This window comes from Pseudarthrobacter sp. MDT1-22, assembly GCF_054511035.1.
In genome coordinates this window covers 78,943-101,309 of the sequence record NZ_JBTNDK010000016.1, presented here as the reverse complement: position 1 = coordinate 101,309, position 22,367 = coordinate 78,943, and the positions used below count along the sequence as shown (strand labels likewise).

General features: G+C 66.4%; 18 protein-coding genes and 1 tRNA gene. 7 read left to right on the top strand and 12 right to left on the bottom strand.

Annotated features, from left to right (window positions below):
• Nucleotides 1-166: 166 nt before the first annotated feature.
• Together ACX80M_RS13800 and ACX80M_RS13795 are read right to left on the bottom strand one after the other, a co-directional pair.
• A complete protein-coding gene (locus tag ACX80M_RS13800) occupies nucleotides 167-1,012 on the bottom strand; it encodes an aldo/keto reductase (protein ID WP_256471231.1) in 846 nt (281 codons plus the stop codon).
• Between the two features lie 40 nt (nucleotides 1,013-1,052).
• Nucleotides 1,053-2,273 (bottom strand): MFS transporter, encoded by a 1,221-nt coding sequence (locus tag ACX80M_RS13795; protein WP_459309853.1) that lies wholly within the window; start codon nucleotides 2,271-2,273, stop codon nucleotides 1,053-1,055.
• Between the two features lie 169 nt (nucleotides 2,274-2,442).
• On the opposite strand from ACX80M_RS13795, the gene ACX80M_RS13790 reads away from it, so the two are divergent.
• Nucleotides 2,443-2,892 carry a MarR family winged helix-turn-helix transcriptional regulator gene (locus ACX80M_RS13790; protein ID WP_252602347.1) on the top strand — a complete coding sequence of 150 codons (450 nt, stop codon included), beginning with the start codon at nucleotides 2,443-2,445 and terminating at the stop codon, nucleotides 2,890-2,892.
• 151 nt (nucleotides 2,893-3,043) lie between these two features.
• Here ACX80M_RS13790 and sucD read toward each other — a convergent pair whose 3' ends face one another.
• The 6 genes from sucD to ACX80M_RS13760 form a co-directional block, all read right to left on the bottom strand.
• Nucleotides 3,044-3,946 carry a succinate--CoA ligase subunit alpha gene (gene sucD / locus ACX80M_RS13785; protein ID WP_252602344.1) on the bottom strand — a complete coding sequence of 301 codons (903 nt, stop codon included), beginning with the start codon at nucleotides 3,944-3,946 and terminating at the stop codon, nucleotides 3,044-3,046.
• A gap of 11 nt (nucleotides 3,947-3,957) precedes the next feature.
• Nucleotides 3,958-5,127 (bottom strand): ADP-forming succinate--CoA ligase subunit beta, encoded by a 1,170-nt coding sequence (gene sucC / locus ACX80M_RS13780; protein ID WP_141139579.1) that lies wholly within the window; start codon nucleotides 5,125-5,127, stop codon nucleotides 3,958-3,960.
• Nucleotides 5,128-5,349: 222 nt separating this feature from the next.
• Complete coding sequence (locus ACX80M_RS13775; protein WP_252614793.1) at nucleotides 5,350-6,057, bottom strand: hypothetical protein; 708 nt, start codon at nucleotides 6,055-6,057, stop codon at nucleotides 5,350-5,352.
• Between the two features lie 18 nt (nucleotides 6,058-6,075).
• Nucleotides 6,076-7,431 carry a glycosyltransferase gene (locus tag ACX80M_RS13770; protein WP_252602340.1) on the bottom strand — a complete coding sequence of 452 codons (1,356 nt, stop codon included), beginning with the start codon at nucleotides 7,429-7,431 and terminating at the stop codon, nucleotides 6,076-6,078.
• 103 nt (nucleotides 7,432-7,534) lie between these two features.
• Nucleotides 7,535-10,102 carry a DNA helicase PcrA gene (pcrA, locus tag ACX80M_RS13765; protein WP_459309852.1) on the bottom strand — a complete coding sequence of 856 codons (2,568 nt, stop codon included), beginning with the start codon at nucleotides 10,100-10,102 and terminating at the stop codon, nucleotides 7,535-7,537.
• Nucleotides 10,103-10,199: 97 nt separating this feature from the next.
• The gene (locus tag ACX80M_RS13760; RefSeq protein WP_252602337.1) at nucleotides 10,200-11,045 is read right to left on the bottom strand and encodes an inositol monophosphatase family protein; all 846 of its coding nucleotides are present in this window, start codon (nucleotides 11,043-11,045) and stop codon (nucleotides 10,200-10,202) included.
• Nucleotides 11,046-11,077: 32 nt separating this feature from the next.
• Here ACX80M_RS13760 and ACX80M_RS13755 point away from each other — a divergent pair, with 32 nt between their 5' ends.
• Complete coding sequence (locus ACX80M_RS13755; protein WP_252602335.1) at nucleotides 11,078-11,704, top strand: hypothetical protein; 627 nt, start codon at nucleotides 11,078-11,080, stop codon at nucleotides 11,702-11,704.
• On the opposite strand, the gene ACX80M_RS13750 is transcribed toward ACX80M_RS13755, so the two are convergent.
• Nucleotides 11,701-12,468 carry a DUF998 domain-containing protein gene (locus tag ACX80M_RS13750; protein ID WP_252611359.1) on the bottom strand — a complete coding sequence of 256 codons (768 nt, stop codon included), beginning with the start codon at nucleotides 12,466-12,468 and terminating at the stop codon, nucleotides 11,701-11,703. The two genes, ACX80M_RS13755 and ACX80M_RS13750, sit on opposite strands and share 4 nt — an antisense overlap.
• 83 nt (nucleotides 12,469-12,551) lie before the next feature.
• On the opposite strand from ACX80M_RS13750, the gene ACX80M_RS13745 reads away from it, so the two are divergent.
• The 3 genes from ACX80M_RS13745 to ACX80M_RS13735 all read left to right on the top strand — a co-directional run bounded on the left by ACX80M_RS13745 (nucleotide 12,552) and on the right by ACX80M_RS13735 (nucleotide 13,634).
• Nucleotides 12,552-12,624, top strand: a tRNA-Arg gene (locus tag ACX80M_RS13745).
• Between the two features lies 1 nt (nucleotide 12,625).
• Nucleotides 12,626-13,102, top strand: a complete 477-nt coding sequence (locus ACX80M_RS13740) for a DUF6314 family protein (RefSeq protein ID WP_252602331.1) — start codon at nucleotides 12,626-12,628, stop codon at nucleotides 13,100-13,102.
• Between the two features lie 61 nt (nucleotides 13,103-13,163).
• On the top strand, nucleotides 13,164-13,634 hold the full coding sequence (locus tag ACX80M_RS13735) for an NUDIX hydrolase (protein WP_459309851.1): 471 nt from the start codon (nucleotides 13,164-13,166) through the stop codon (nucleotides 13,632-13,634).
• Between the two features lie 27 nt (nucleotides 13,635-13,661).
• Here ACX80M_RS13735 and ACX80M_RS13730 read toward each other — a convergent pair whose 3' ends face one another.
• Nucleotides 13,662-15,575: an ABC transporter ATP-binding protein gene (locus ACX80M_RS13730; RefSeq protein WP_104062820.1), complete on the bottom strand. Its 1,914-nt coding sequence runs from the start codon at nucleotides 15,573-15,575 to the stop codon at nucleotides 13,662-13,664.
• A complete protein-coding gene (locus ACX80M_RS13725; protein ID WP_252602326.1) occupies nucleotides 15,572-17,236 on the bottom strand; it encodes an ABC-F family ATP-binding cassette domain-containing protein in 1,665 nt (554 codons plus the stop codon). Before ACX80M_RS13725 ends, ACX80M_RS13730 begins: the two co-directional genes overlap by 4 nt.
• 251 nt (nucleotides 17,237-17,487) lie before the next feature.
• Here ACX80M_RS13725 and ACX80M_RS13720 point away from each other — a divergent pair, with 251 nt between their 5' ends.
• A complete protein-coding gene (locus ACX80M_RS13720) occupies nucleotides 17,488-18,234 on the top strand; it encodes a hypothetical protein (RefSeq protein ID WP_459309850.1) in 747 nt (248 codons plus the stop codon).
• Nucleotides 18,231-18,968 carry a hypothetical protein gene (locus tag ACX80M_RS13715; protein ID WP_459309849.1) on the top strand — a complete coding sequence of 246 codons (738 nt, stop codon included), beginning with the start codon at nucleotides 18,231-18,233 and terminating at the stop codon, nucleotides 18,966-18,968. The genes ACX80M_RS13720 and ACX80M_RS13715 overlap by 4 nt, the downstream gene beginning before the upstream one ends.
• 269 nt (nucleotides 18,969-19,237) lie before the next feature.
• Here the strand turns inward: ACX80M_RS13715 and ACX80M_RS13710 are convergent, their stop codons facing one another.
• The gene (locus tag ACX80M_RS13710; protein WP_459309848.1) at nucleotides 19,238-22,273 is read right to left on the bottom strand and encodes an alpha-mannosidase; all 3,036 of its coding nucleotides are present in this window, start codon (nucleotides 22,271-22,273) and stop codon (nucleotides 19,238-19,240) included.
• Nucleotides 22,274-22,367: the final 94 nt, after the last annotated feature.

The window sequence follows — 22,367 nt, the reverse complement described above, 5'->3', positions numbered from 1 at the left end:
CCAACGCCGTGACCCGGCGTAACAGCGGTGCCGACCAGAACCTCTACTACCTGGCCCCACCGGCTTAGCGCGACTCTCCCGAGCATTGGTCCTCAAGCCCCGAGCCCGTCGAGACCCGTCGCTGCACCGGTGGTCGAGCCCGTCGAGACCCGAGGGTGGGCTTTTCCTAGCCGTTGAACTCCGCCGGGTGCGGACCGGTGCGGCCGTCGCGCTCCAGGCCGTCGATGACAGAGAGTTCGTCGCCCGTCAGGTCGAAGCCGAAGACGTCCAGGTTCTCCCTGATTCGCTGCGGAGTGACGGACTTGGGGATGATGATCCGGCCCTGCTGCAGGTGCCAGCGAAGAATGGCCTGCGCCGGGCTCACACCATGCCGTGCCGCGATGTCCACAACGGCCGGATCTGCCAGCACGGCACCCTGCGCGAGCGGGCTCCAGGCCTCCGTGGCGATCCCGTGTGCGGCATTAAAGTCTGCAATGTCCCGCTGTTGCAGGGCCGGGTGGAGCTCAATCTGGTTAATGGCCGGGACCGTGCCGCCCAGGTCAATGACCTTCTGCAGGTGCTCGGGGAGGAAGTTGGAGACGCCGATGGCCCGGGCCTTGCCGCTGGCCAGCAGGTGCTCCAGCGCCCGCCAGGACTCGAGGTACAGGTTGGTTGCCGGCGCCGGCCAGTGGATGAGGTAGAGGTCCAGGTAGTCCAGTCCCAGCTTGTCCAGGCTGGCCTCGAACGCGGCCAGCGTGGCGTCGTAGCCGAGGTCGGCCACCCACAGTTTGGACGTAATGAACAGCTCTTCGCGGTCGATGCCGGACTCGGCGATGGCACGTCCGGTACCCGCCTCATTGCCGTAGATGGCGGCGGTGTCGATGCTCCGGTAGCCGGCTGCAAGCGCGTGGCTGACCGCGGCAGTGGTGTCGTCGTCGGACACCTGGAAGACGCCGAACCCCAGCTGCGGCATCCGCACGCCGTTGTTGAGGGTGATCTCGGGGATGGACGTGGTGATGGGGGTGGAAGTCATGGGTTCTCCTGTTGCGGGTTGAGGATTGACGTTTGAAGGATTAGTGCAGGACTGCCACAGGTTCGGCGGCCACGCGTCCGCCGGGAGCGGCGTCTGCGGGTGCCTGCCGGACGGCCCGCTTGGCTCCGGCGGCGGCGATGATCATCACCACGAGCCCCAGCAGGGTGATGCCGGCGCCGGCCCAGATGGGCGAGGTGTAGCCGAGTCCGGCGGTGATGGTCACTCCGCCGAGCCAGGCGCCGAGGGCGTTGCCCACGTTGAAGGCACCAATATTGGCGCCGGACGCGAGGGTGGGGGCGCTGGAGGCGTACTTCATCACGCGCATCTGCAGTCCCGGCACGGTGGCGAATCCGAAGCCGCCCATCAGGACGATGGAGGCAACGGTGAGCACCTGGTTGCCGGCGGTCAGGGCAAAACCGACGAGCACCACCACCAGCACGGAGAGCACCACCACGAGCGTGCGGTCCACATTGCGGTCCGCGGCCTTGCCGCCGATGGTGTTGCCGATAAAGAGGCCTACGCCGAAGACGATCAGCAGCCACGGAACGGTGGAGGCTGCGAAGCCGGAGACCGCGGTGAGCGTGAAGGCGATGTAGGTGAAGGCGCCGAACATCCCGCCGTAGCCGAGGATGGTGACCAGGATGGAGAGCCACACCTGGCCGGAGCGGAAGGCGCGTAGTTCGCTGCGCAGGGTTCCGGGCGTGGTGTCGCCATGGCCGGTCTTCGGAACGAGCGCCAGGATTCCCGCCAGGGCGATGACCCCGATGACGGTGATGGCCCAGAACGTCGAGCGCCAGCCTGCGGCCTGTCCCAGCATCGTGCCGAACGGCACGCCCAGGACGTTGGCTGCGGTGAGCCCGGTGAACATGATGGCGATGGCGCCGGCCTTTTTGGTGGGGGCAACCATGTCCGCGGCCACCACGGCTCCGATCCCGAAGAAGGCACCGTGCGCCAGGGCGGCGATGATCCGGCCGACCATCATCATCCCGTAATCGGGAGCGATGGCGGAGAGCAGGTTGCCGGCGATGAACAGGACCAGCAGGACAGCGAGGACGGGCTTGCGTTCGAAGCGGGTCACCGCCGCGGTCAGCACCAAGGCGCCGACCACGACGGCGAGGGCGTATCCGGAGATCAGCCAGCCTGCCGTGGCCTCGCTGACCTGGAAGTCGGCGGCAACCTCGGGCAGCAGGCCCATGATCACGAACTCGGTGAGTCCGATGCCGAACCCGCCGAGGGCGAGGGCTATCAGGCCAATGGGCATGTGGATGCTCCTTTGAAAACTGTACGGAATGAGATAGGACGCGTAAGCTAGTAGTTGCAGACGCGTTATTTATTGTTGCACAAGCAGATACACCGCGCAAGCAACGATTATCGATTGTGTTCCGCCTCACGCCGCCAGGCGGCCGGAGCACCCGCGAGAGGAAAGACAGATGGGCATCAAGGACGACGCCGTGGAGGTCCGGGCACAGGGTTGGCGCACGCTCGCGGCGCTGCACGGCCTGATCGAGGGTGAGCTGGAACGCTCCCTGCAGGCCGAATCAAAGCTGTCAGTGGTGGAGTACACCGTGCTGGATGCGCTCAGCCGCCAGGACGGCTGGCACATGCGCATGCAGCAGCTCGCCCGCGCCACAGCCCTCAGCGCCAGCGCCACCACTCGGCTGGTCAACAGGCTTGAGGACCGCGCCCTGCTGACCCGGATCCTCTGCGCGGACGATCGCCGCGGCATCTACACCGAGCTCACGCCCAGCGGCATCGCCCTGCTGGAGGAAACGCGCCCGGTCCATGACGCCACGCTGGAGCGCGCCCTGGCCGAGGCCCAGGAGATTCCCGAGCTGGCCGCGCTGGTGGACGCACTCCCCAGGCTCCACGCGACCGCCTAGTCACCGCTCGAGTACGACGACGGACGCTCACCTTCCAGCAGAAGGTGAGCGTCCGTCGTCGTGCTTTAAACAACAACGCGGGGTCACTCCCGTGCCCGATCCAACCTCTGGAAGGGGCAGGGAGTGACCCCGCGTTGTAGTGCTGTAGTGCCTAGAGCGTTGCGAAAACTTCGCGCAGCAGCTTGGCGGTCTCGGACGGCGTCTTGCCGACCTTCACGCCTGCAGCCTCGAGGGCTTCCTTCTTGGCCTGGGCGGTACCGGCGGAACCGGAGACGATGGCGCCTGCGTGGCCCATGGTCTTGCCTTCGGGAGCGGTGAAGCCGGCCACGTAGCCAACAACCGGCTTGGTGACGTGTGCCTTGATGTAGTCGGCGGCACGCTCCTCGGCGTCGCCGCCGATTTCGCCGATCATGACGATCGCCTTGGTCTCCGGGTCGGCTTCGAACGCTTCGAGGGCGTCGATGTGTGTGGTGCCGATGACCGGGTCGCCGCCGATGCCGATGGCGGTGGAGAAGCCCAGGTCGCGCAGCTCGTACATCATCTGGTAGGTCAGGGTTCCGGACTTGGAAACCAGGCCGATGGGGCCCTTGCCCGTGATGTTGGCCGGCGTGATGCCAACCAGCGCTTCGCCCGGCGTGATGATGCCGGGGCAGTTCGGGCCGATGATGCGGGTGACCTGCTTGCCGTCGGCGTCAACCGTGGACTGGGCCAGTGCCCAGAACTCGGCGGAATCCTGGACCGGCACGCCTTCGGTGATGACTACGACCAGGCCGATGCCTGCCTCGATGGCCTCAACCACGGCGTTCTTGGTGAATGCCGGCGGCACGAAAACGATGGAGACGTCGGCGCCGGTTTCAGCCATGGCTTCCTTGACGGTGCCAAAAACGGTGATTTCGGTATCGCCGTGCAGGACCGTGGTGCCGGCCTTACGGGCGTTGACGCCACCAACAATGTTGGTGCCGGCCTTCAGCATCAGGGCGGTGTGCTTGGTGCCTTCGCCGCCGGTGATGCCCTGGACGATGACCTTGGAGTCCTTGTTCAGATAGATAGACATGGTGCGTCCCTTTACTTAGCTGCGTTGGCGAGCTCGGCGGCCTTGTCGGCGCCCTCGTCCATGGTGGCGGCCAGGGTAACCAGCGGGTGGTTGGCCTCGGCCAGGATGCGGCGGCCTTCTTCAACGTTGTTGCCGTCGAGGCGGACTACCAGCGGCTTGTTCGCGGAGTGGCCCAGCTCGGCCAGCGCGCCAACGATGCCCTTGGCGACGGCGTCACACGCGGTGATGCCACCGAAGACGTTCACGAATACGGACTTGACCTGCGGGTCGCCCAGGATGACGTCGAGGCCGGCAGCCATGACCTCGGCGGAAGCTCCACCGCCGATGTCCAGGAAGTTGGCGGGCTTGACGTTGCCGTGGTTTTCACCGGCGTAGGCGACAACGTCCAGGGTGGACATGACCAGGCCCGCACCGTTGCCGATGATGCCAACGGAGCCGTCCAGCTTGACGTAGTTCAGGTCCTGCGCCTTGGCCTTGGCCTCGAGCGGATCTGCAGCGTCCTTGTCTTCGAGGAGGGCGTGCTTGGCGTGGCGGAAGCCGGCGTTCTCGTCGAGGGAGACCTTGCCGTCCAGTGCCACGATGTCGCCGGCGCCGGTCTTGACCAGCGGGTTTACCTCAACGAGGGTGGCGTCTTCCTTCTTGAAAACGTCCCAGAGCTTGAGGATCACGGCGGCGACCTTGCCGCGCAGTTCCTCATCGAAGCCTGCAGCTGCGACGATTTCGTCGGCCTTGGCCTGGTCGATGCCCACAGCGGGGTCGATGGCGATCTTGGCGAGCGCCTCAGGGCGTTCGACGGCGAGCTGTTCGATTTCCATGCCACCTTCTACCGAGCACATGGCCAGGTAGTTGCGGTTGGCCCGGTCCAGCAGGACGGAGAAGTAGTACTCCTCGGCAATGTCGGCACCCTGGGCAATCATCACCTTGTTGACGGTGTGGCCCTTGATGTCCATGCCCAGGATGTTGGTGGAGTGCTCAAACGCCTCATCGGCGGTCTTGGCAACCTTGACGCCGCCAGCCTTACCGCGGCCACCAGCCTTAACCTGGGCCTTAACGACAGTTACGCCGCCGATTTTCTCGGCAGCTGCCTTTGCTTCTTCTGGGGTGTACGCCACGATGCCGGCAAGCACGGGTACACCGTGCGCCTCGAACATATCGCGCGCCTGGTATTCAAACAGGTCCACGGTTTAGTGTCCTTCTACGTCGAAGTAGTTTCTGTACAGTCGGGCATCGCCGAAGACGATGACCGGGCTGCGGATTGCCTGCACCTGCGACCAGTCCGGAAACGGGCCCCACAGCGCAATGCTCCATTCGGAACTCTAGCCCTCTCAGAGGACCGGCCCGTTCCACACTACCGCTTATGTGAGTAACGACACTATTCTATGGAGCGTAGAAAAACGCCTAGATTACGGGGTTTTTGAGGCCTCCGCGGGTGCCGTGGAGGCTGTTGCCGCGTCCTTGGAAATAGGTTCGTAGCGGTCCCGGGCCACAAAGAACCCGACGCCGGCCGAGACGTTTCCGCACGCCACACCGCCGTTATGGGCCGAACAGCGCAGCCCGTTCCCTTCCAGGTTCTGGCGCTCGGCGAGGACCCGCAGTTCCGTCAGCGGGCCGCTCTTGTTTCCCTTGGGTCCGTAGGCTGCCTCCATTTGTGTGACGCCGGAACGGCACTCCCCATACGTTGCCCTGTCCGGGCTGAGCAGCGCCGCTCCGCCCAGATAGCCCAGGCCGGTGCCGGCGCAGTCGTCTTTGATGTCGCCCGCGGCAGGCTTGGGGTATCCGGCAAGCTCGCAATGCGCCACCGGGACGGTGGCGAGCTTGTTGTTGGCCGCATCACTGAAGCTGTTCGACTCATACGGGAGGTTGAGGTGTTCCCCACGGGCCGATGGCAGGGAGCACACAATGTTCCGGTCCTCCGTGATGAAGGACAGGACATCCCCGCTGGCCCTGAACGCGGCGGGGTCGGCCAGCGCTGCCTGTTCCAGTTGTTCCATGGCCGGCAGCGGCGGCGGAGCCACATAGCCCGGGTCCTCGGTGGTGATGCTGCAAGCAGTGCCGGTCACTACGAAGAGGGCGGCCAGGATCCCCAATACAGTCCGTCGCATGGCCTCCATTATGCCCCGGCAGCGGTCTCAGTCCGTCGGGCGCGTCCCGGCGGCCTCTACGACGGCGGCAGCAGCTTCGGCGGGATCCTCACGGTCGAATTGCTCCTGCATCGTCCGGGCGCGGGATTTCCAGCCGGGATCCGCCAGGACCTTTCGAACTGCAGCCGCTATGTCTGCGGGCTTGGGTGACTCCGTCCTGAGGTTAATGCCGACGCCGGAGTGTTCCACCCGGGCGTTGACGTCACTTTTGCCCTCGTTGATGCCCGAAACCACCAAGGGAACCCCCTTGGACAGGCTCAGCTGCACACCGCCAAATCCGCCGTTGGTGATGAAGACATCCGTGAAGTCAAAGACCTCCGCGAAGTCCACGTAGTCCCGCACCACCACGTTGGGCTGCGGGTAGCGGGCCTTCAGTTGCTCGGTGCCGTGCCCGCCGGTTGCGACGATAACCAACGCATCCATGTCCTTGACTGCCTCAAGCGACGGAACGATGAGTTTGTCCTGGTCCAGGTTGTCCACTGTTCCCTGGGTGACAACGAGTGTTGCGGGATAGGACCGGGGAAAGCCGCCGTCCCCACTGTTCCCACCAGGATCGGCGGGCGCCTGGCCAGGCGACCGGTATGGCAGGAGCGCCCCGACGTAGTGCACTTTGGCGTTGACCCGGCGCCGCGGGAAATCGAGGGATTCCGTGCCGGTCTGGATAATGGCGTCCGAGCACCGATAGGGTTCGTCCGTCAGCCGGCCTTGCCGCGGAACAGCCTGGCCGTAGGCGGCATGCTGCCGGCGGTAGCTTTGACTGGCAGGCCGAAGAATGACCTTGTCGGACAGCAGGCCCGCCAGGCCTTGGACCGCCTTCTCCACGGGATTGCGGGGCGGCCGGAACCCGAAGAAAAGCGGCGGCACCTGCGGGTCGCTTTCCATGTTGGGGATCGCAACAAAATTCACCACCGGCTTGCCCATCAAGTGGGAGACGAGCCGGTGAATGAACATGGAACTGTCCGCCACAAGAACGTCGAAGGGATTCTGCTGCGCGACCTCGCGGATGTCCTCGAAGAAGTGGCTGACGTTGCTGGCGAAAATCTTCTCGCCGTCGAAGCCGATGGCCCGTGGGCCCTTGAGCTTGGCCCGCTCCGGATAGAGCTCATTGAGGTTGTCCGCGCGGTGCTCGATGGCCCTGCGGAAGGGGAAGTGCTGGATTCCCATTCCGCCGAGCCTGTCCGCATAGACGGGACCCGTGTACCAGGCCACCTCGTGGCCGCGGTCCTTGAGCCGCATCGCCACGCCCGTCATGGGGTTGAAATGGCCGTCAATGGCCTGGCTGGCGAACAGGATCTTCACAGTGGTGCCCCCGAATATGCTGTGCTCAAGTTCTGCTGTGCTCAAATGGCCTGCGCTTCACCGGTTCACCGGCTACCCGCTGTTTCCCGGGTACCGCGCGTTCCTGAACTGTAAGCCAGCCGGGGTGCCCGGACAAGGGCAAGCGTGGTCAGGCGTCGAGCTTCGTGAGCGGCGCGTAGCGGAGCAGGAGACGCTTCTCACCGACGCTGAACTTCACCTTGGCCACCGTCTTGTCCCCCGCGCCTTCCAGCGCCAGCACCGTGCCGTTGCCGAAGCTGGTGTGGTTGACCTTGTCGCCCACACTGACGGCCACAATCTCCTTCTGCGGCTGGACCCGGTTCTTGGCGATCGCCGCGGGAACGTCTGCGTTGAAGCCCGCCGAGGAATCTGCGGCCGCACCGCGGGACGTGCCGGCGCCCCAGAAGGATCCGCCGTAACGGCTGGAGCCGATCGCCGCGCTGCTGCTCCCCCACCCGCCGGGCTGCCGGCTGGTGCCTTCGCGTTTCCACTCCAGCAGCTCCGCCGGAATTTCCTCGAGGAACTGGCTGGCCGGGTTGTACTGGCTTTGGCCCCACATGCTGCGGACTTCGGACCGGGTGACGTAGAGGCGCTTGCGCGCGCGGGTCAGGCCCACGTAGGCCAGCCGGCGTTCCTCGGCGAGTTCCTTGGGGTCCGTGGCCGAGCGCTGGTGCGGGAACAGCCCGTGTTCCATGCCGGTCAGGAACACCACCGGGAATTCGAGCCCCTTGGCGGTGTGGAGGGTCATCAGCGTGACCACGCCCAGGCGTTTGGCTTCGGCCACGGCGGCGTCGATGTCCGCGCCGGGGGCGTCCGGGATCTGGTCCGCGTCTGCCACCAGCGACACCTGTTCCAGGAACGCACCCAGGGACCCTTCCGGGTTCTCCTGTTCGTATTCACGCACGACGGCGACGAGTTCCGCCAGGTTCTCCACGCGGGACTCGTCCTGTGGATCAGTGCTGGAACGCAGCCCGGCGAGGTAGCCGGTCTGTTCCAGGACGGCCTCCAGCGCGGCGGCGGCGCCTGAACCGGAGGCAACCTCTGCGAGGTCGTCCAGCAGTTTCACAAACCCGAGGACGGCGTTGACGGAACGGGTGGCCATGCCGGGAGCTTCTTCAGCCCGCCGGGCGGCGGCCATGAACGACATCCGTTCGCGCTCGGCCAGTGCGGCCACGGCACCTTCGGCGCGGTCACCAATGCCGCGCTTGGGTTCGTTGAGCACCCGGCGCAGGTTGACGTCGTCGTCCGGGTTCACCAGAACGCGGAGGTACGCGAGGGCGTCCTTGATTTCCTTGCGGTCGTAGAAGCGGGTGCCACCCACCACCTTGTACGGCAGGCCCACCCGGACCAGCACATCCTCAATGGAACGGGACTGCGCGTTGGTGCGGTAGAAAATGGCAACATCACCGGGGCGGAGGTTGTCCTCGTCCTGGAGCCGGTCAATCTCCTTGGCAATGAACTGGGCCTCGGCGTGCTCGTTCTCGCCCACATAGCCGATGATCTTGTGGCCCTCGCCCTCGGCGGTCCACAGCCGCTTGTCGGGGCGGTTGGGGTTGCGTGAGATCACGGAGTTGGCCGCGCTGAGGATGTTCTGCGTGGAGCGGTAGTTCTGCTCCAGTTTGATGGTGCGGGCGTCCGGGTAGTCCTTTTCGAACTCCACGATGTTGCGGATGTCGGCGCCGCGGAAGGCGTAGATGGATTGGTCGGAGTCGCCCACGACGGTGAGCTCGGACGCACCGGGGCCCTCACCCACTATCTCGCGGACCAGGGCGTACTGGGCGTGGTTGGTGTCCTGGTACTCGTCCACGAGGACGTGCCGGAACCGCCGTCGGTAGGACGCGGCGAGCGCCGGGAAGGCGCGGAACATGTAGACGGTCTCGGCGATGAGGTCATCGAAGTCCATGGCGTTGGCCTGGCGCAGCCGCTGGGTGTAGCCCTTGAAGACGTCAGCCACAGCGGACTCGAAGGGATCGTTGTAATTCGCGGAGGACGCGTAGGCATCGGCGTCGATGAGCTCGTTCTTGAGCGCGGAGATCTTGTGCTGGATGGCCTTGGGCGCGAACTTCTTGGGATCCAGGTCCAGGCTCTTGGAGACCTGGACGACCAGCCGCAGCGAGTCCGCGGAGTCGTAGATGGAGAAGTTCGACTTCCGGCCGACGTTCGCGGCCTCCTGGCGCAGGATACGCACGCAGGATGAGTGGAACGTGGAGATCCACATGATCTTGGCCCGTCCACCCACCAGCGCCGCGATGCGCTCCCGCATCTCGGCGGCGGCCTTGTTGGTGAACGTGATGGCCAGGACCTCACCGTGGTGCGCGCGGTGCGTGGCAATGAGGTAGGCGATCCGGTTACTGAGAACGCGGGTCTTTCCCGAGCCGGCGCCGGCCACAATTAGCAGGGCGCCGCCGGCGTGCTTGACGGCCTCCTCCTGCTGCGGGTTAAGCCCCTCCAGGAGTTCCTCGGCGTTGGGCCGGTGGTGGGCCGGCTCGCCGTTGCCGTCATGAGAGGGCTGCTGGTTGGCCCAGCCGCCCGTGCGCTGGGCGCCCTGTTCTGCTGCGTGTTCGGAGCCGCCGCCCGGCCCGCCGCCACCGAATTCGGCGGCCGCGGCAAGGCCTTCCGGGCGCGACTTGGTGCGGGCGGAGGCTGGCGCGGCGACCTTGAACGGTCCGTCAGAGTACGGGTCAAACAACATATCCATGGTGCCTACAAGTCTAGGCGGTGGGGCTGACAGTCAGGTCCAGCCTGTGGATAACACCGTGCTCCCACCCGGGAAGCGCGCAAAAGGCGGCCCGGACTCAGGCGATGGAGCCCGACTCAAGGGCCGCACGCAACTCCCGCACCGCCGTCGTGCCTCCCGCCATAAACCAGTCCAGGCCGTTGATCCGGACCGTGTCCGTGGCGCCGCCGGCGGCGCGGACGATCGCCTTGCCCGGCAACCAGTCCCATTCCGGGCAGCTGTGCTGGAACCAGCATCCCAGCTGGCCATCGGCCACCCGGCCCAGGTCGCAGGACCCGGAGCCGAACATCCGCAGCGCCGCGGCGGAGGTGGCCGCAGCGTGCCAGGGCATGGCGCAGAGCGGATCCATCAGCCAGGTGGGGTGGATGTAGGTGGCTGCGCCGAGTTCGGCGAGCGCGGTTGCGTTGCGCGCCCCGCCATCCTGGACAGCGCCCGAGTCACGGTAGGCGGTCAGTACCTCGCCATTCAGTGTGGCCGCGTGGGCCGTTCCGCCCAGCCAGAGCTTGTCCTCCTCCGGCTGGAAAATCGCGCCGAGCAGCACATCGGACGGGTCCTTCAGTGCGAGGGCCGAGCACCAGTATGTGGATCCGTGCAGGAAGTTATAGGTGCCATCCACGGGGTCGACCACCCAGGTACGGCCGCTGGTTCCGGCCACCGAGGCGCCCTCCTCCCCTAAGATGCCATCCTCCGGCCGGCAGCGCCGCAACTGCCCCAGCACGTAGGCTTCCGCAGCGTGGTCCGCGGCGGTCACCACGTCGGAGATGGAGGTTTTCTGCTGGGACTGCAGCCCGGCCATGCGCATCAGGAGCGCCAGTTGCCCGGCTTCGCGCACCAGCGCGGATGCCAGCTGATAGTCGTCCAGGGCGGGGTCAAGTTCAAGGGCGCTGTGCCGGCCAGTGGTCATGGACCCAGTTTAGGTGGCGGGATAATGGTGCCATGGCCAAAACCCCAGCGCAGCGGATCAAGAAGCACGGCTCCAAGGCGGCTGTTCCGCAGCACAGCCTCCCGCCGGTCATCAACCCCTCCACCAGCCGTTCGCCGCAGAAGGCCCAGAGCAACACCAACCTGATCCTCATCGCGGGCGTCGTGGTCAGCCTGTTCCTGTTCTGGTACGTCCACCTGCTCACGCTCCAGCAGCTCACCCAGCTCTCCGGCGGCCTGGCCATGCCCGACTCGCTCGTGGGAGGTTTTGACGCCGGCTACGTCGGCCAACTGAACGCCGTCATGGACAACGACGCCCGCGGCCAGCTCAACTACGTCCACAAGACAGCCGGCACGCTCTTCCCGTTGATCTTCGGCTTCACCTGGCTGCTCCTGATCGGGACCAACGTCGCCAGGAAGTCCCTCCGCTGGGCACTCTGGGCCCTCCCGCTGCTGTTTGTGGTGGTCCGGCTTTGGGGCAATGTCGCCATCGACGCCGCACTGGGATCGGAAACGGCCGACGCCGGCCAGGTCGCCTTGGCGTCCGCACTCACCATTGCCGGGTGGGTGCTGTTCGTCGTCAGCCTGCTGGCCGGGGCAGCGGCTGTGTTCCTGCGCAAGAAGCCTGCGAAAGCCGGCTAGGCCCGCGCCGACCCAGTAACCCGGGCGCGCTCCTCCTTGCGGTGCCGGTGCACACGTTGGGCGATTACCAGGCCGGCTGCTGCCACGCCCACGGTGACCGGATAACCCATCAGCCGCTCCAGGGTGCCGGGCTCCGGAACATCCAGGCCTGTCAGTCCGCCTGTGACCAGCGCGGCGAGGGACACCAGCCCGCACACCAGCACGAACCACCCCAGCGGAGTCTGCCGCAGCCATAACACCCCCAGCAGCAGCAACGCCAGCGCGCCGGCCAGGAAGTACATCAACGCCCCGACAAAGTGCCAGCCGGAGCCGACGTCCTCCGGCACCAGGCCCACGATCATGGTCCCCGCACCGGCAGCACCGGTCAGGACCCGCACGGCAACCGCCGCCTGCCAGGGTTTCCGGCGCCCCGGCTGGACCCGTGCGCCGGCCCTTGCCGCCACACAGAGCAGCCCGGAACCCAGCAGCAGCGCACCGAGCAGCATGCCCAGCCCCTGGACCACAAAGGAGGCGTTCATCAGCCAATGCAGCGGCGAACACACATCGCGTCCGTCGTAGATCCCGCAGTGAAGCGCGCCGAGGTCGCTGATGTATCCGGTCCGGCGGTCGTAGGGCTGCGGCCCGCCCCAGGCACCGATCACGGCCGCTTCCGCCACAAAATACTGCAGGACACTCAGGACGGACCAGGCGCCGATGTACTGGCGGGTGGAGGCGGTGTCCGGGAGGAATGCCACGGCGGGGGCGGACGTCGGGGCTGATCTCATGCCAAGAGCGTAGTACGGCCCACCACCTTGTATGCTTGTATCCGTGTCCGGACGGACCGGCCCTGCCGGACCAGCGGACACGCGCCCTCGTAGCTCAGTGGATAGAGCACGGCTCTCCTAAAGCCGGTGTCGTTGGTTCGATTCCAATCGAGGGCACTTGAATCTTCCTTCCCCGGAGTTCGACCTCCGCGCCTACCTGCTCGGCCCCTCGCAGGCCGGGAACTTGCCCGTTCAGGGAAACTGGGCCGTCGAACGGCAGCTGCTGGACCGGTCCACCGGCACCCACGGAACCTTTTCCGGCGTCGTACATTTTTCCCCCGCGGACGACGGCGGCCTGGCCTTCCGTGAAGAAGGCACCATGCGCTGGCCCACCTTTACCGGCCCTGCCTCGCGTGAATACGTCCTGAAACCCGCCGACCGGCCGGACGCCCTGGACGTGTTTTTTGCCGACGGGCGGCCCTTCCACCGGATGAGCTTCAGCCCGGAGGCCAATCTGGACCAACACTGGTGCGATCCCGATACGTACCGCGTGGCCTACACCTACGAAGGCCCTGACACGTTCAGTTACACGTGGGATGTGACCGGCCCGCGCAAGGACCTGCTGCTGACGTCCGCCCTGAAGCGGCAGGTCTGAGGCGGCAGGTCTGAAGCGGCAGGTCTGAGGCGGCGAGACTGAACACGCTAGGCTCGGAACCGTGAAAGCCCGCATTGTTGTCTCCGCCGTCTGTGTCTTCGATGACGCCGGCCGGCTCCTGACCGTCCGCAAGCGCGGCACCAGCATGTTTATGCACCCGGGAGGCAAACCCGAAGCCGGCGAAAGCGCCGTCCACGCCGCCGCGCGGGAACTTCAGGAGGAAGTGGGGATCGTGGTGGATCCGCGCGAACTGGAACTGATGGGCGTCTGGATCGCCGACGCCGCCAACGAGGCCGCCACGGACATCGAAGCCACGGTGTTTACCGCACCCGGAACCTGGACCGCGCACCCGTCGGCTGAGATCGCCGAGATCCGCTGGCTGGACCTGGCGGCGCTGGACCGGGGCGCGCCGCCGCCTGCGGACCTGGCCCCGCTCCTGACGGACCACATCCTGCCCGAACTGGCCACCCTGCGCCCCGGCCCCAAGTGGGTAGCGCTAAGTGTCGTTTTGAGGGCTCAAAACGACACTTAGCGCTACCCAGTTGGGGAAGGCTGAGCCCTAGTACTCCGGAACGGCTTCCGCTGCCACGGCCGTGGCTTCGGCGAACTGCGTCTGGTAGAGCTCGGCGTACCGGCCCTCGGCCGCGAGCAGATCGGTATGGTTGCCGCGTTCCACGATCCGCCCGTCCTCGACCACCAGGATGACGTCGGCGGCACGGATGGTGGACAGCCGGTGGGCAATCACGACGGCGGTGCGCCCCTCGAGCGCGGCGCCCAGGGCCGCCTGCACGGCGGCTTCGTTGGTGGAGTCGAGTGCGGCGGTGGCCTCGTCGAGGATGACCACCCGGGGCTGGGAAATCAGCAGCCGTGCGATGGTGAGCCGCTGGCGTTCACCGCCGGAGAGCCGGTAACCGCGCTCCCCCACCACCGTGTCCAGGCCGTCGGGCAGGGACCGGATCATGGTCTCAAGGCGGGCCTGCCGGATGGCGTCCCACATGTCCTCTTCAGTGGCGTCCGGCCGTGCGAGCCGGAGGTTGGAGGCAATGGATTCGTGGAAGAGGTGTCCGTCCTGGGTGACCATCCCCAACGTGTCCCGCAGGGAATCGAAGGTGGCGTCCCGGACGTCCAGCCCCGAGCCGGGCAGAGTGCCGCCGAGCCGCACGGCGCCGGAATCGACGTCGTACAGCCGGGAAAGCAGCTGCGCGATAGTGGACTTTCCGGCACCGGAGGAACCCACCAGCGCGACGGTCTGCCCGGGTTCCACCCGGAAACTGATGCCATGCAGCACCTCTTCGCCGCCGCGGGTGTCCAGCGTGGACACTTCCTCGAGCGAGGCCAGCGAGACCTTGTCCGCCGAGGGGTAGGCGAAGCGAACGTCGTCAAACTCCACCGAAACGTTTCCCGGCGGGATGGCCACGGCGTCGGGCTTCTGCTGGATCAGGGGCTTGAGGTCCAGGATCTCGAAAACCCGCTCGAAGCTGACCAGCGCGCTCATGATTTCCACGCGGGCGTTGGACAGGGCGGTGAGCGGGGCGTACAGACGGGTGAGCAGCAGTGCCAGCACCACAACGTCGCCCGCGGCGAGCTGACCGCCGATGGCCAGCCATCCGCCCAGGCCGTAGACCAGGGCCAGGGCGAGCGCGGACACCAGCGTCAGCGCGGTGACGAAGGTGAACTGCAGCATGGCCGTGCGGACGCCGATGTCCCGGACCCGGCCGGCGCGGACCGCGAACTCGCGGGATTCCTCGTCCGGGCGGCCGAAGAGCTTCACCAGCGTGGCGCCCGGGGCGGAGAAGCGCTCCGTCATCTGGGTGCCCATGGCCGCGTTGTGGTTTGCCGCCTCACGCCGCAGGTCCGCGAGCTTGGAGCCCATCCGGCGGGCAGGGATCAGGAAGATCGGCAGCAGGATCATGGCGAGCACGGTGACCTGCCAGGAAGTCCCGAGCATTACGATCAGCGTCAGGATCAGGGCCACTACGTTGCTGACCACGCCGGACAGCGTGCCGGCGAAGGCGGACTGCGCTCCGATGACGTCGTTGTTCAGGCGGCTGACCAGTGCGCCGGTGCGGGTCCGGGTGAAGAATGCGATGGGCATCTTCTGCACATGGTCAAAGACCCTGGTGCGCAGGTCCACGATCACGCCTTCGCCGATGTTGGACGAAAGCCAGCGGCTCACGAGCCCCAGGCCGGCTTCGGCAACGGCCACCACGGCGATCAGCAGCGCCAGCCGGATCACTTCGTCTGTACCCGCCTTGGCCACGATGGCATCAACCACCTGGCCGGCCAGCACCGGCGTGGCCACGGCCAGGAACGCCATCACAATGGACAGCGCCACAAACGCGATCAGCTTTGTCCGGTGCGGGCGGGCGAAGCCCAGGACCCGTTTCAGGGTGGCCTTGGAGAAAGGCCGGGAGCCGTTCTTGGCCCGGGAGATGTTGTACAGGGAGTGCCAGGCGACGCCGTCCATGCTCATCGCTGTTGCTCCGTTGCGTCTGCCATCAGTTCTGTTACCGTTCCGTTGTCCACATTCCACCGTACATCCAGCCGCACGTTCTCGAGCAGCCTCCGGTCATGGGTTACTAACAGCAAAGCGCCCTCATAACTTCCCAGCGCCTCTTCCAGCTGCTCGATGGCGGGCAGGTCCAGGTGGTTGGTGGGTTCGTCCAGGACCAGCAGGTTCACCCCGCGTGCCTGCAGCAGCGCCAATGCCGCGCGGGTGCGTTCCCCCGGCGACAGGGAATCCACCGGGCGGGTGGTGTGGTCCGCCTTCAACCCGAACTTGGCCAGCAGCGTGCGGACCTCCGCCGGATTCAGGTCCGTGAGCACGGCTTCGACGGCGTCGCCAAGGTTGAGGTGGCCGGCCAGCAGGCCGCGGGCCTGGTCAATTTCGCCGACGGCCACCGAGGCGCCCATGGCGGCGTTCCCGGCGTCGGGCGCCTGCACGCCCAGGAGCAGGCGCAGCAGCGTCGACTTGCCGGCTCCGTTAGGTCCGGTGATGCCGATCCGCTCCCCCGCGTTAAGCTGCAGGTTCACCGGGCCCAGCGTGAAGCTTCCCTGCTTCACGACGGCGTCACGCAAGGTGGCCACCACCGCACTGGACCGGGGCGCCTGGCCAATGGTGAACTGCAGCTGCCATTCCTTCCGCGGCTCCTCCACCACGTCCAGCCGGGCAATCCTGGATTCCATCTGCCGGACCTTCTGCGCCTGCTTTTCCGATGACTCGGTGCTGGCGGCGCGGCGGATTTTGTCGTTGTCCGGGCTCTTTTTCATGGCGTTCCGCACGCCTTGGGAGCTCCACTCGCGCTGGGTCCGGGCGCGGGAGACCAGGTCTGCCTTGGTGGAGGCGAACTCCTCGAACTTTTCCCTTGCGTGGCGCCGCGCCACGGCGCGCTCCTCGAGGAAGGCCTCGTAGCCGCCGTCGTACACGGCCACGGAATTCTGCGCCAGATCCAGTTCCACGATGGTGGTGACACAGCGGGCCAGGAACTCGCGGTCATGGGACACCAGCACCACACCGCCGCGCAGGCCCTGGACAAAGGCTTCCAGTTTGGCCAGGCCGGCGAGGTCAAGGTCGTTGGTGGGCTCGTCCAGCAGCACAACATCGAACCGGCTGAGCAGGAGCGCAGCGAGGGCCACGCGGGCGGCCTGGCCGCCGGAGAGCCCGGTCATGGGAGCGTCCGCTCCGGTGTCCAGGCCGAGGTCGGCCAGGACGGGCGGGATGCGTTCGTCGAGGTCTGCCGCGCCTGACGCCATCCAGCGGTCAAAGGCCAGCGAGTAGGCGTCATCGGCTCCCGGTGCGCCGGAGCCCAAGGCCTCCGCGGTGGACTCCATCTCCACGGTGGCCTGGGCGCAGCCGGTCCTGCGGGCGATGTAGCCAGCCACGGTCTCGCCGGCGACGCGCTCGTGTTCTTGGGGCAGCAAGCCCACAAAGGCATCGGCGGGGGCGAGGCTGACGCTGCCGCCCTGGGGCTGGTCCACGCCGGCCAGCAGGCGCAGCAGGGTGGACTTGCCGGCGCCGTTGGCGCCCACCACACCCACCACGTCGCCGGGGGCCACCGTGAGGGAAAGTTTGGCGAACAGCGTCCGGTGGTCGTGGCCGCCGGAAAGATCTTTGGCAACAAGGGTTGCAGTCATAGGTTGGTCCATCCTCTCGCCGCCGCCCGGCCGGAGGAGCCCGCCTGAATCGGCCCGAAACTGCGGTGAATCCGCAATGTGCCGCCCCGAAAAGTGCCGGGGCACTAAAGAGCCCGCAGGTCCGGACTTGGGGGGTGTACGGACCAACGGGCTCGACCATCAAGCATAGTCGACTCAGCACGCCGCACCAAACTGCCCGCTGACGTCAGGCTAAAATCACCGTTAACCATCCGTTCTGCAGAGAGCTGCTTATGCCTATATCTGCCAAGGCGTTCCAGCGCTGGCTGCACGGCATCGCCCCCGAGACGAGCGCATCTGACATCTGCCGCGTGTCAGGCATCAAGCGGACCACCCTGGCCCAGCAGCTCGTCCGGGGCAAGGTGGCAGAGACTACGGTGGTGAGCATCAGCCGGGCGTACAACGTCAATCCCGTTTCAGCGTTGGCGGCGTTCGACGCGTACAGCCAGCTCACGGACACGCGCCCGCCCAGCAGGTCCGAACTGGTCAGCCAGATCTCCACCCCGGACCTCCTGCGGGCAGTTCTGGCCCGTTCCGCCGCGGACCCAGGCGGCGTGCCGGCGGCGGCAGCGGCGGCCGGTTCGCCGGCGTTGGAGCCGGCCCCGCACGCCACCTCAGTCAAGAACTGGGTGGAGGCCATCGACGACGGCGAGCTGCGGCACCGGGTCTCCGCCGCCACCGGAATCGCTCCGCAGAACTATTCGGCACAACTGACCGCAAACCGGCTGGCTCCGGAACTGGCGGTTGCCACGTCCCTTGCGGCCGGCGTCGCCCCGGCCAGCGGCCTGGTGGCCACCGGGCTGGTCACGGAGGCGGAGGCCGGCTGGCCTCCCGGAGCCCGGCAGGCCGCCCTGGACAGCCTGTCCGACGGCGAGCTGACCACCTTGGCCGGTGACCGGCTGCAGACGCTCGGCAGGGCCCTCCGCCGGCAGGAACATGACCACGAGAAAACCGAAAAGATCTGGGAGAACCTGGGATGATCGAAATCCTACAGTGGTCCACGCTGACTGTCTGCGGCCTGGTGGCCGTCGCGCGGGTTCCCAGTGCCGTGAGGGGGAGGAACCGGACACTGTTCTACATCTTTGCGCTGATGACTCTCGCCATCCTGCTCAGCATCCAGGCACCGTACCTTGCCATCGACCAGGCGCTCGGCGGTGTTAATGTGGCCAACCTCCTGCTCCGCTTTGTCATCTTCGCCGCTATTTTCTTCGTGGGCATCCGCGTCACCCGGGGCTTTGGGGCCGACGACGCCTACCGGCTGCTGACCGGACGGATCGGAATGGCTGTGCTGGGCCTGACCTCGCTGATGGTGGTGGTTGTGTTCCTGATGATGGACACGGCGGGGTCCTCCGCGGGCATGGGCTCGGTGTCAGTCAAGGACGCCCGGCACGGACTGCTGGTTGAGTACTACGGTGCCGCAGGCCGCGCCTACCCTGCGTACGTTTCGCTGGTCCTGCTGCCTGCCATGGTGCGGGCCTGCCGGAGTACTTTTCCGCTCTTGGTCCGGGTAGCGGCATTCCTGCTGGCCCTCGGAGCGGTTGCCATTGGCGCGAGCCTGTTGTTCCCGGTGCTCCCACCGGCGTTGGGTTCAGTGGAATTTGTCATCAACTACACAGCCGTCCTATGTTTTGTCATCGGGCTGGCGCTGATCTGGGTAGCCAAGCTGCGGTCCGGGCAGAATGAGCCGAGACAAAAGACTTCTACTGCAAAGTAGCCTTCAAACTTTCACAAAATCATTAGACATGGCACAATCATGAATGTGTGAAGTTGGGTGCCGGCGTTCGCGAACGGGGATAGATTCCTGGACGCCGGGCCCGTTGGGTCTTTGCATTCTTTGGGGGGATGAGTGGTGGCGGGCCGTTGGGGACCGCCCCCACTCAGCCATTTAACGGCCAGCTCACGCCGGCCTTCATCGATTGCTCCGCCCCGCCCGAGTGCTGACCCACCCGCGTGCTGACCGGACAGCTGGCATCCATGCCGCACCTAGCGCGCGAACCTCAGGGTGACCAGCTGGAACGGGCGCAGCGAAAGCTCCACCGACTGCTCTGCTGCGGCAGTGTTGACGCCCGGCGCGTCGGTGGCGCGCTCCAGCAGGTCCGTGGCCTGGACAGCCGTGACCGGGAAGTTGGCCGTGAGCACGCCGGCGGACCGCCGCCCCAGGGACTCATAAAGGCGGACCACAACATCGCCCGAGCCGTCTTCGGCAAGCTTGACCGCCTCGATGACCAGGGCCGGGTTGTCCACGGAGAACAGCGGCTCCACGCCGCGGGCGCCCTTCACCAGCCGGGGTGCAAGGTTGGTGCGGTACCCCTCCTCCACAGCGTCGGCGATTCCGGCTCCGGGGCGGATGGTCACGGTCAGTTCCTGGTGGCCCCGGTCCGCCGTCGGGTCCGGGAACTTCGGTGCACGCAACAGGGAGAGACGCACCGAGGTGGTGGTCCCGCCGTCGGAATCCCGCACGCTCCTGGTGACATCGTGCCCGTAGGTGGCCGCATTGGAAATCGCGACGCCGTAGCCGGGCTCGGCCACGTGGATCCAGCGGTGCGCGCAGATCTCGAACTTGGCGGCCTCCCACGAGGTGTTGACATGGGTGGGACGGAAGACATGGCCGAACTGGGTCTCCGAGGCGGAGCGGTCCGCCCTGACGTCCAGCGGGAAGCCCAGCTTGAGCAGCTTCTCGCTCTCCTGCCACTCAACGGTGGTGGTGATGGTGAGGGAGCCGCTGCCGGCATCCAGCGTGATCCGCTGGGTGAGCGGTGACGAGCCGGCGACCCGCTCCACCACCACAACGGCACTGGTTCCGGCGTGCTCCACCCGAATGGCCTGCGCCGCCGTGAGGGCGGTGACGTTGCGGCGGTAGAACTCATCGATGTCCCAGGCGTCCCACTCGTTAGGGGTGTCCCGGTGCAGTTCCAGCAGGTTGCCGCGCGCTCCGGGAGCGATGGCTTCGCGTCCCGTGGCGTAGTCGGTGAGGGAGGCAAGCAGGCCATCGGCATCCAGGACAGCCCGGATGATGCCGTTGTCCAGCACGTAACCGCCATCCAGAGCGGTTGCCTGGACCGGCTGGCCGGTCGGCGAAAGCTCTGCGGCAGCCAAGGCAGGAACGCCGTTGCGCGTGTGCGGTGCGGCGTTGAGCAGGAAGGTCCGCGACCCCTCGCCGAGGAGCGCGGCCGCTGCCTGCGCTATGAGGTTTTCGAGGCTGGCACTGATCGCGGCGTAGTTGCGTTCCGCGTCCTGGTGGACCCAGGCGATGGAGCTGCCGGGCAGGATGTCGTGGAACTGCTGCAGGAGCACCAGCCGCCAGAGCCGCTTCAGCTCCGCCGCCGGGTTCTCGAAGGAGCCGGCGCCGCGGACAGCAGCCGTGGCGCACCAGAGTTCGGCCTCGCGGAGCAGGTGTTCGCTGCGCCGGTTGCCGCGTTTGGTCTGCGCCTGGCTGGTGTACGTGCCGCGGTGAAGTTCCAGGTACATCTCGCCTACCCAGACAGGCAGGGAGGAATACTCTTCCTCCGCCTGGGTAAAGAAACTCTCGGCGGAACCCACGCGGATCTTGGGCGAGCCTTCGAGGTCGGCGGTGCGGCTGGCGGCAGCCAGCATTTCCCGCGTAGGCCCGCCTCCTCCGTCGCCGTAGCCGAACGGGACGAGCGAGGTGTTGCCGCGCCCGTGGTCGCGGAAGTTCCGCTCGGCGTGCGCCAGTTCGCGTCCGCTGAGCTCGGCGTTGTAGGTGTCAACGGGCGGGAAGTGCGTGAACAGCCGGGTGCCGTCGATGCCCTCCCAGTTGAAGGTATGGTGCGGCATGCGGTTGACCTGGTTCCACGAGATCTTCTGCGTGAGGAACCAGCGGCTGCCCGCCGCCTTGACGATCTGCGGCAGGGCCGCGGAGTAGCCGAAGGAATCCGGGAGCCACGCTTCGCGGCATTCGACGCCGAACTCGTCGAGGAAGAAGTTCTTGCCCTCAATGAATTGCCGGGCCATTGCCTCGCCGCCGGGCATATTGGTGTCCGACTCAACCCACATGCCGCCCACCGGGACGAACTGCCCGGCCTTGACCTTTTCCCGGATCCGGCCGAAAAGCTCGGGGTAGAACTCCTTCATCCAGGCCAGCTGCTGAGCCGAGGAACAGGAGAACACAAAGCCCGGATCCTCATCCATCAGCGCCACCACGTTGGAGAACGTCCGGGCACATTTGCGGATGGTTTCGCGCACCGGCCAGAGCCATGCCGAATCAATGTGCGCGTGACCCGTTGCCACCAATTGATGGGCGGAAGCGTAGGCGGGCCTGGACAAAACTTCGGCCAGGGTTGCCCGCCCGGCTGCGGCGGTGCCGGGGACGTCGTCGGGATCCATCTGGTCCATCATGCGCTCCAGCGCGCGGAGGATCTCATGGCGCCGCGGCTGCTCCGGGGGGAGCTCGTGCATCAGCCCGGCGAGGGTCCAGATGTCCTGCTGGAGTTCCCAGACCGTCTGGTTGAGTTCGGCGATGGCGATCCTGCCCAGCCGGTACTGCGGCGCCGTGCCTGCTGTTGCCTTGTCCCCGTAGGGTGTGGCGGCAAAGGTCCAGCCCTGCGCCATGTCCGGGTTGGCGGCCGCTTCAACGTAGAAGTCAACGGACATGCCGCTGCCCAGGAGTTTCAGGGGAATGTACTGGTTCCGGGGCGAAATAGCTTTGATGATGGTGCCGTCCGGGCGCCAGGCGATTCCCTCGCACTGGAATCCGGGGGCTTCGTTGATGAAGCCAAGGTCCACCACGATTTCGACGGCGGTGTCCGGGCCGGTGCCCCAGGCCTCCGGGACGTCGCCCTGCAGGCGCAGCCACTTGGTCCCCCACGGCTTGCCCCAGGCAGCACCGTGTTCCTGCGGCTCGAAGTGATTCCGCAGTGCATCCACCAAGGACAACGGTTCGCCGGGCGCATCCCAGCTGGTCAGGTTCAGCGGAACAGTGCGGGCGTAAACAGCGGGAATGATCCGCTCGCGGACAAACCGGTCCACGCGGACTTCGGTGATCCGGCGGTCGTCATGCAATGTAAACCCTCTTAGGTGCTTGAACTGGAGTACTCGAATCCGGACCAAAACGCGTCCAATCGATGGATAAAATCTACCGGCTAGTAGCTCAATA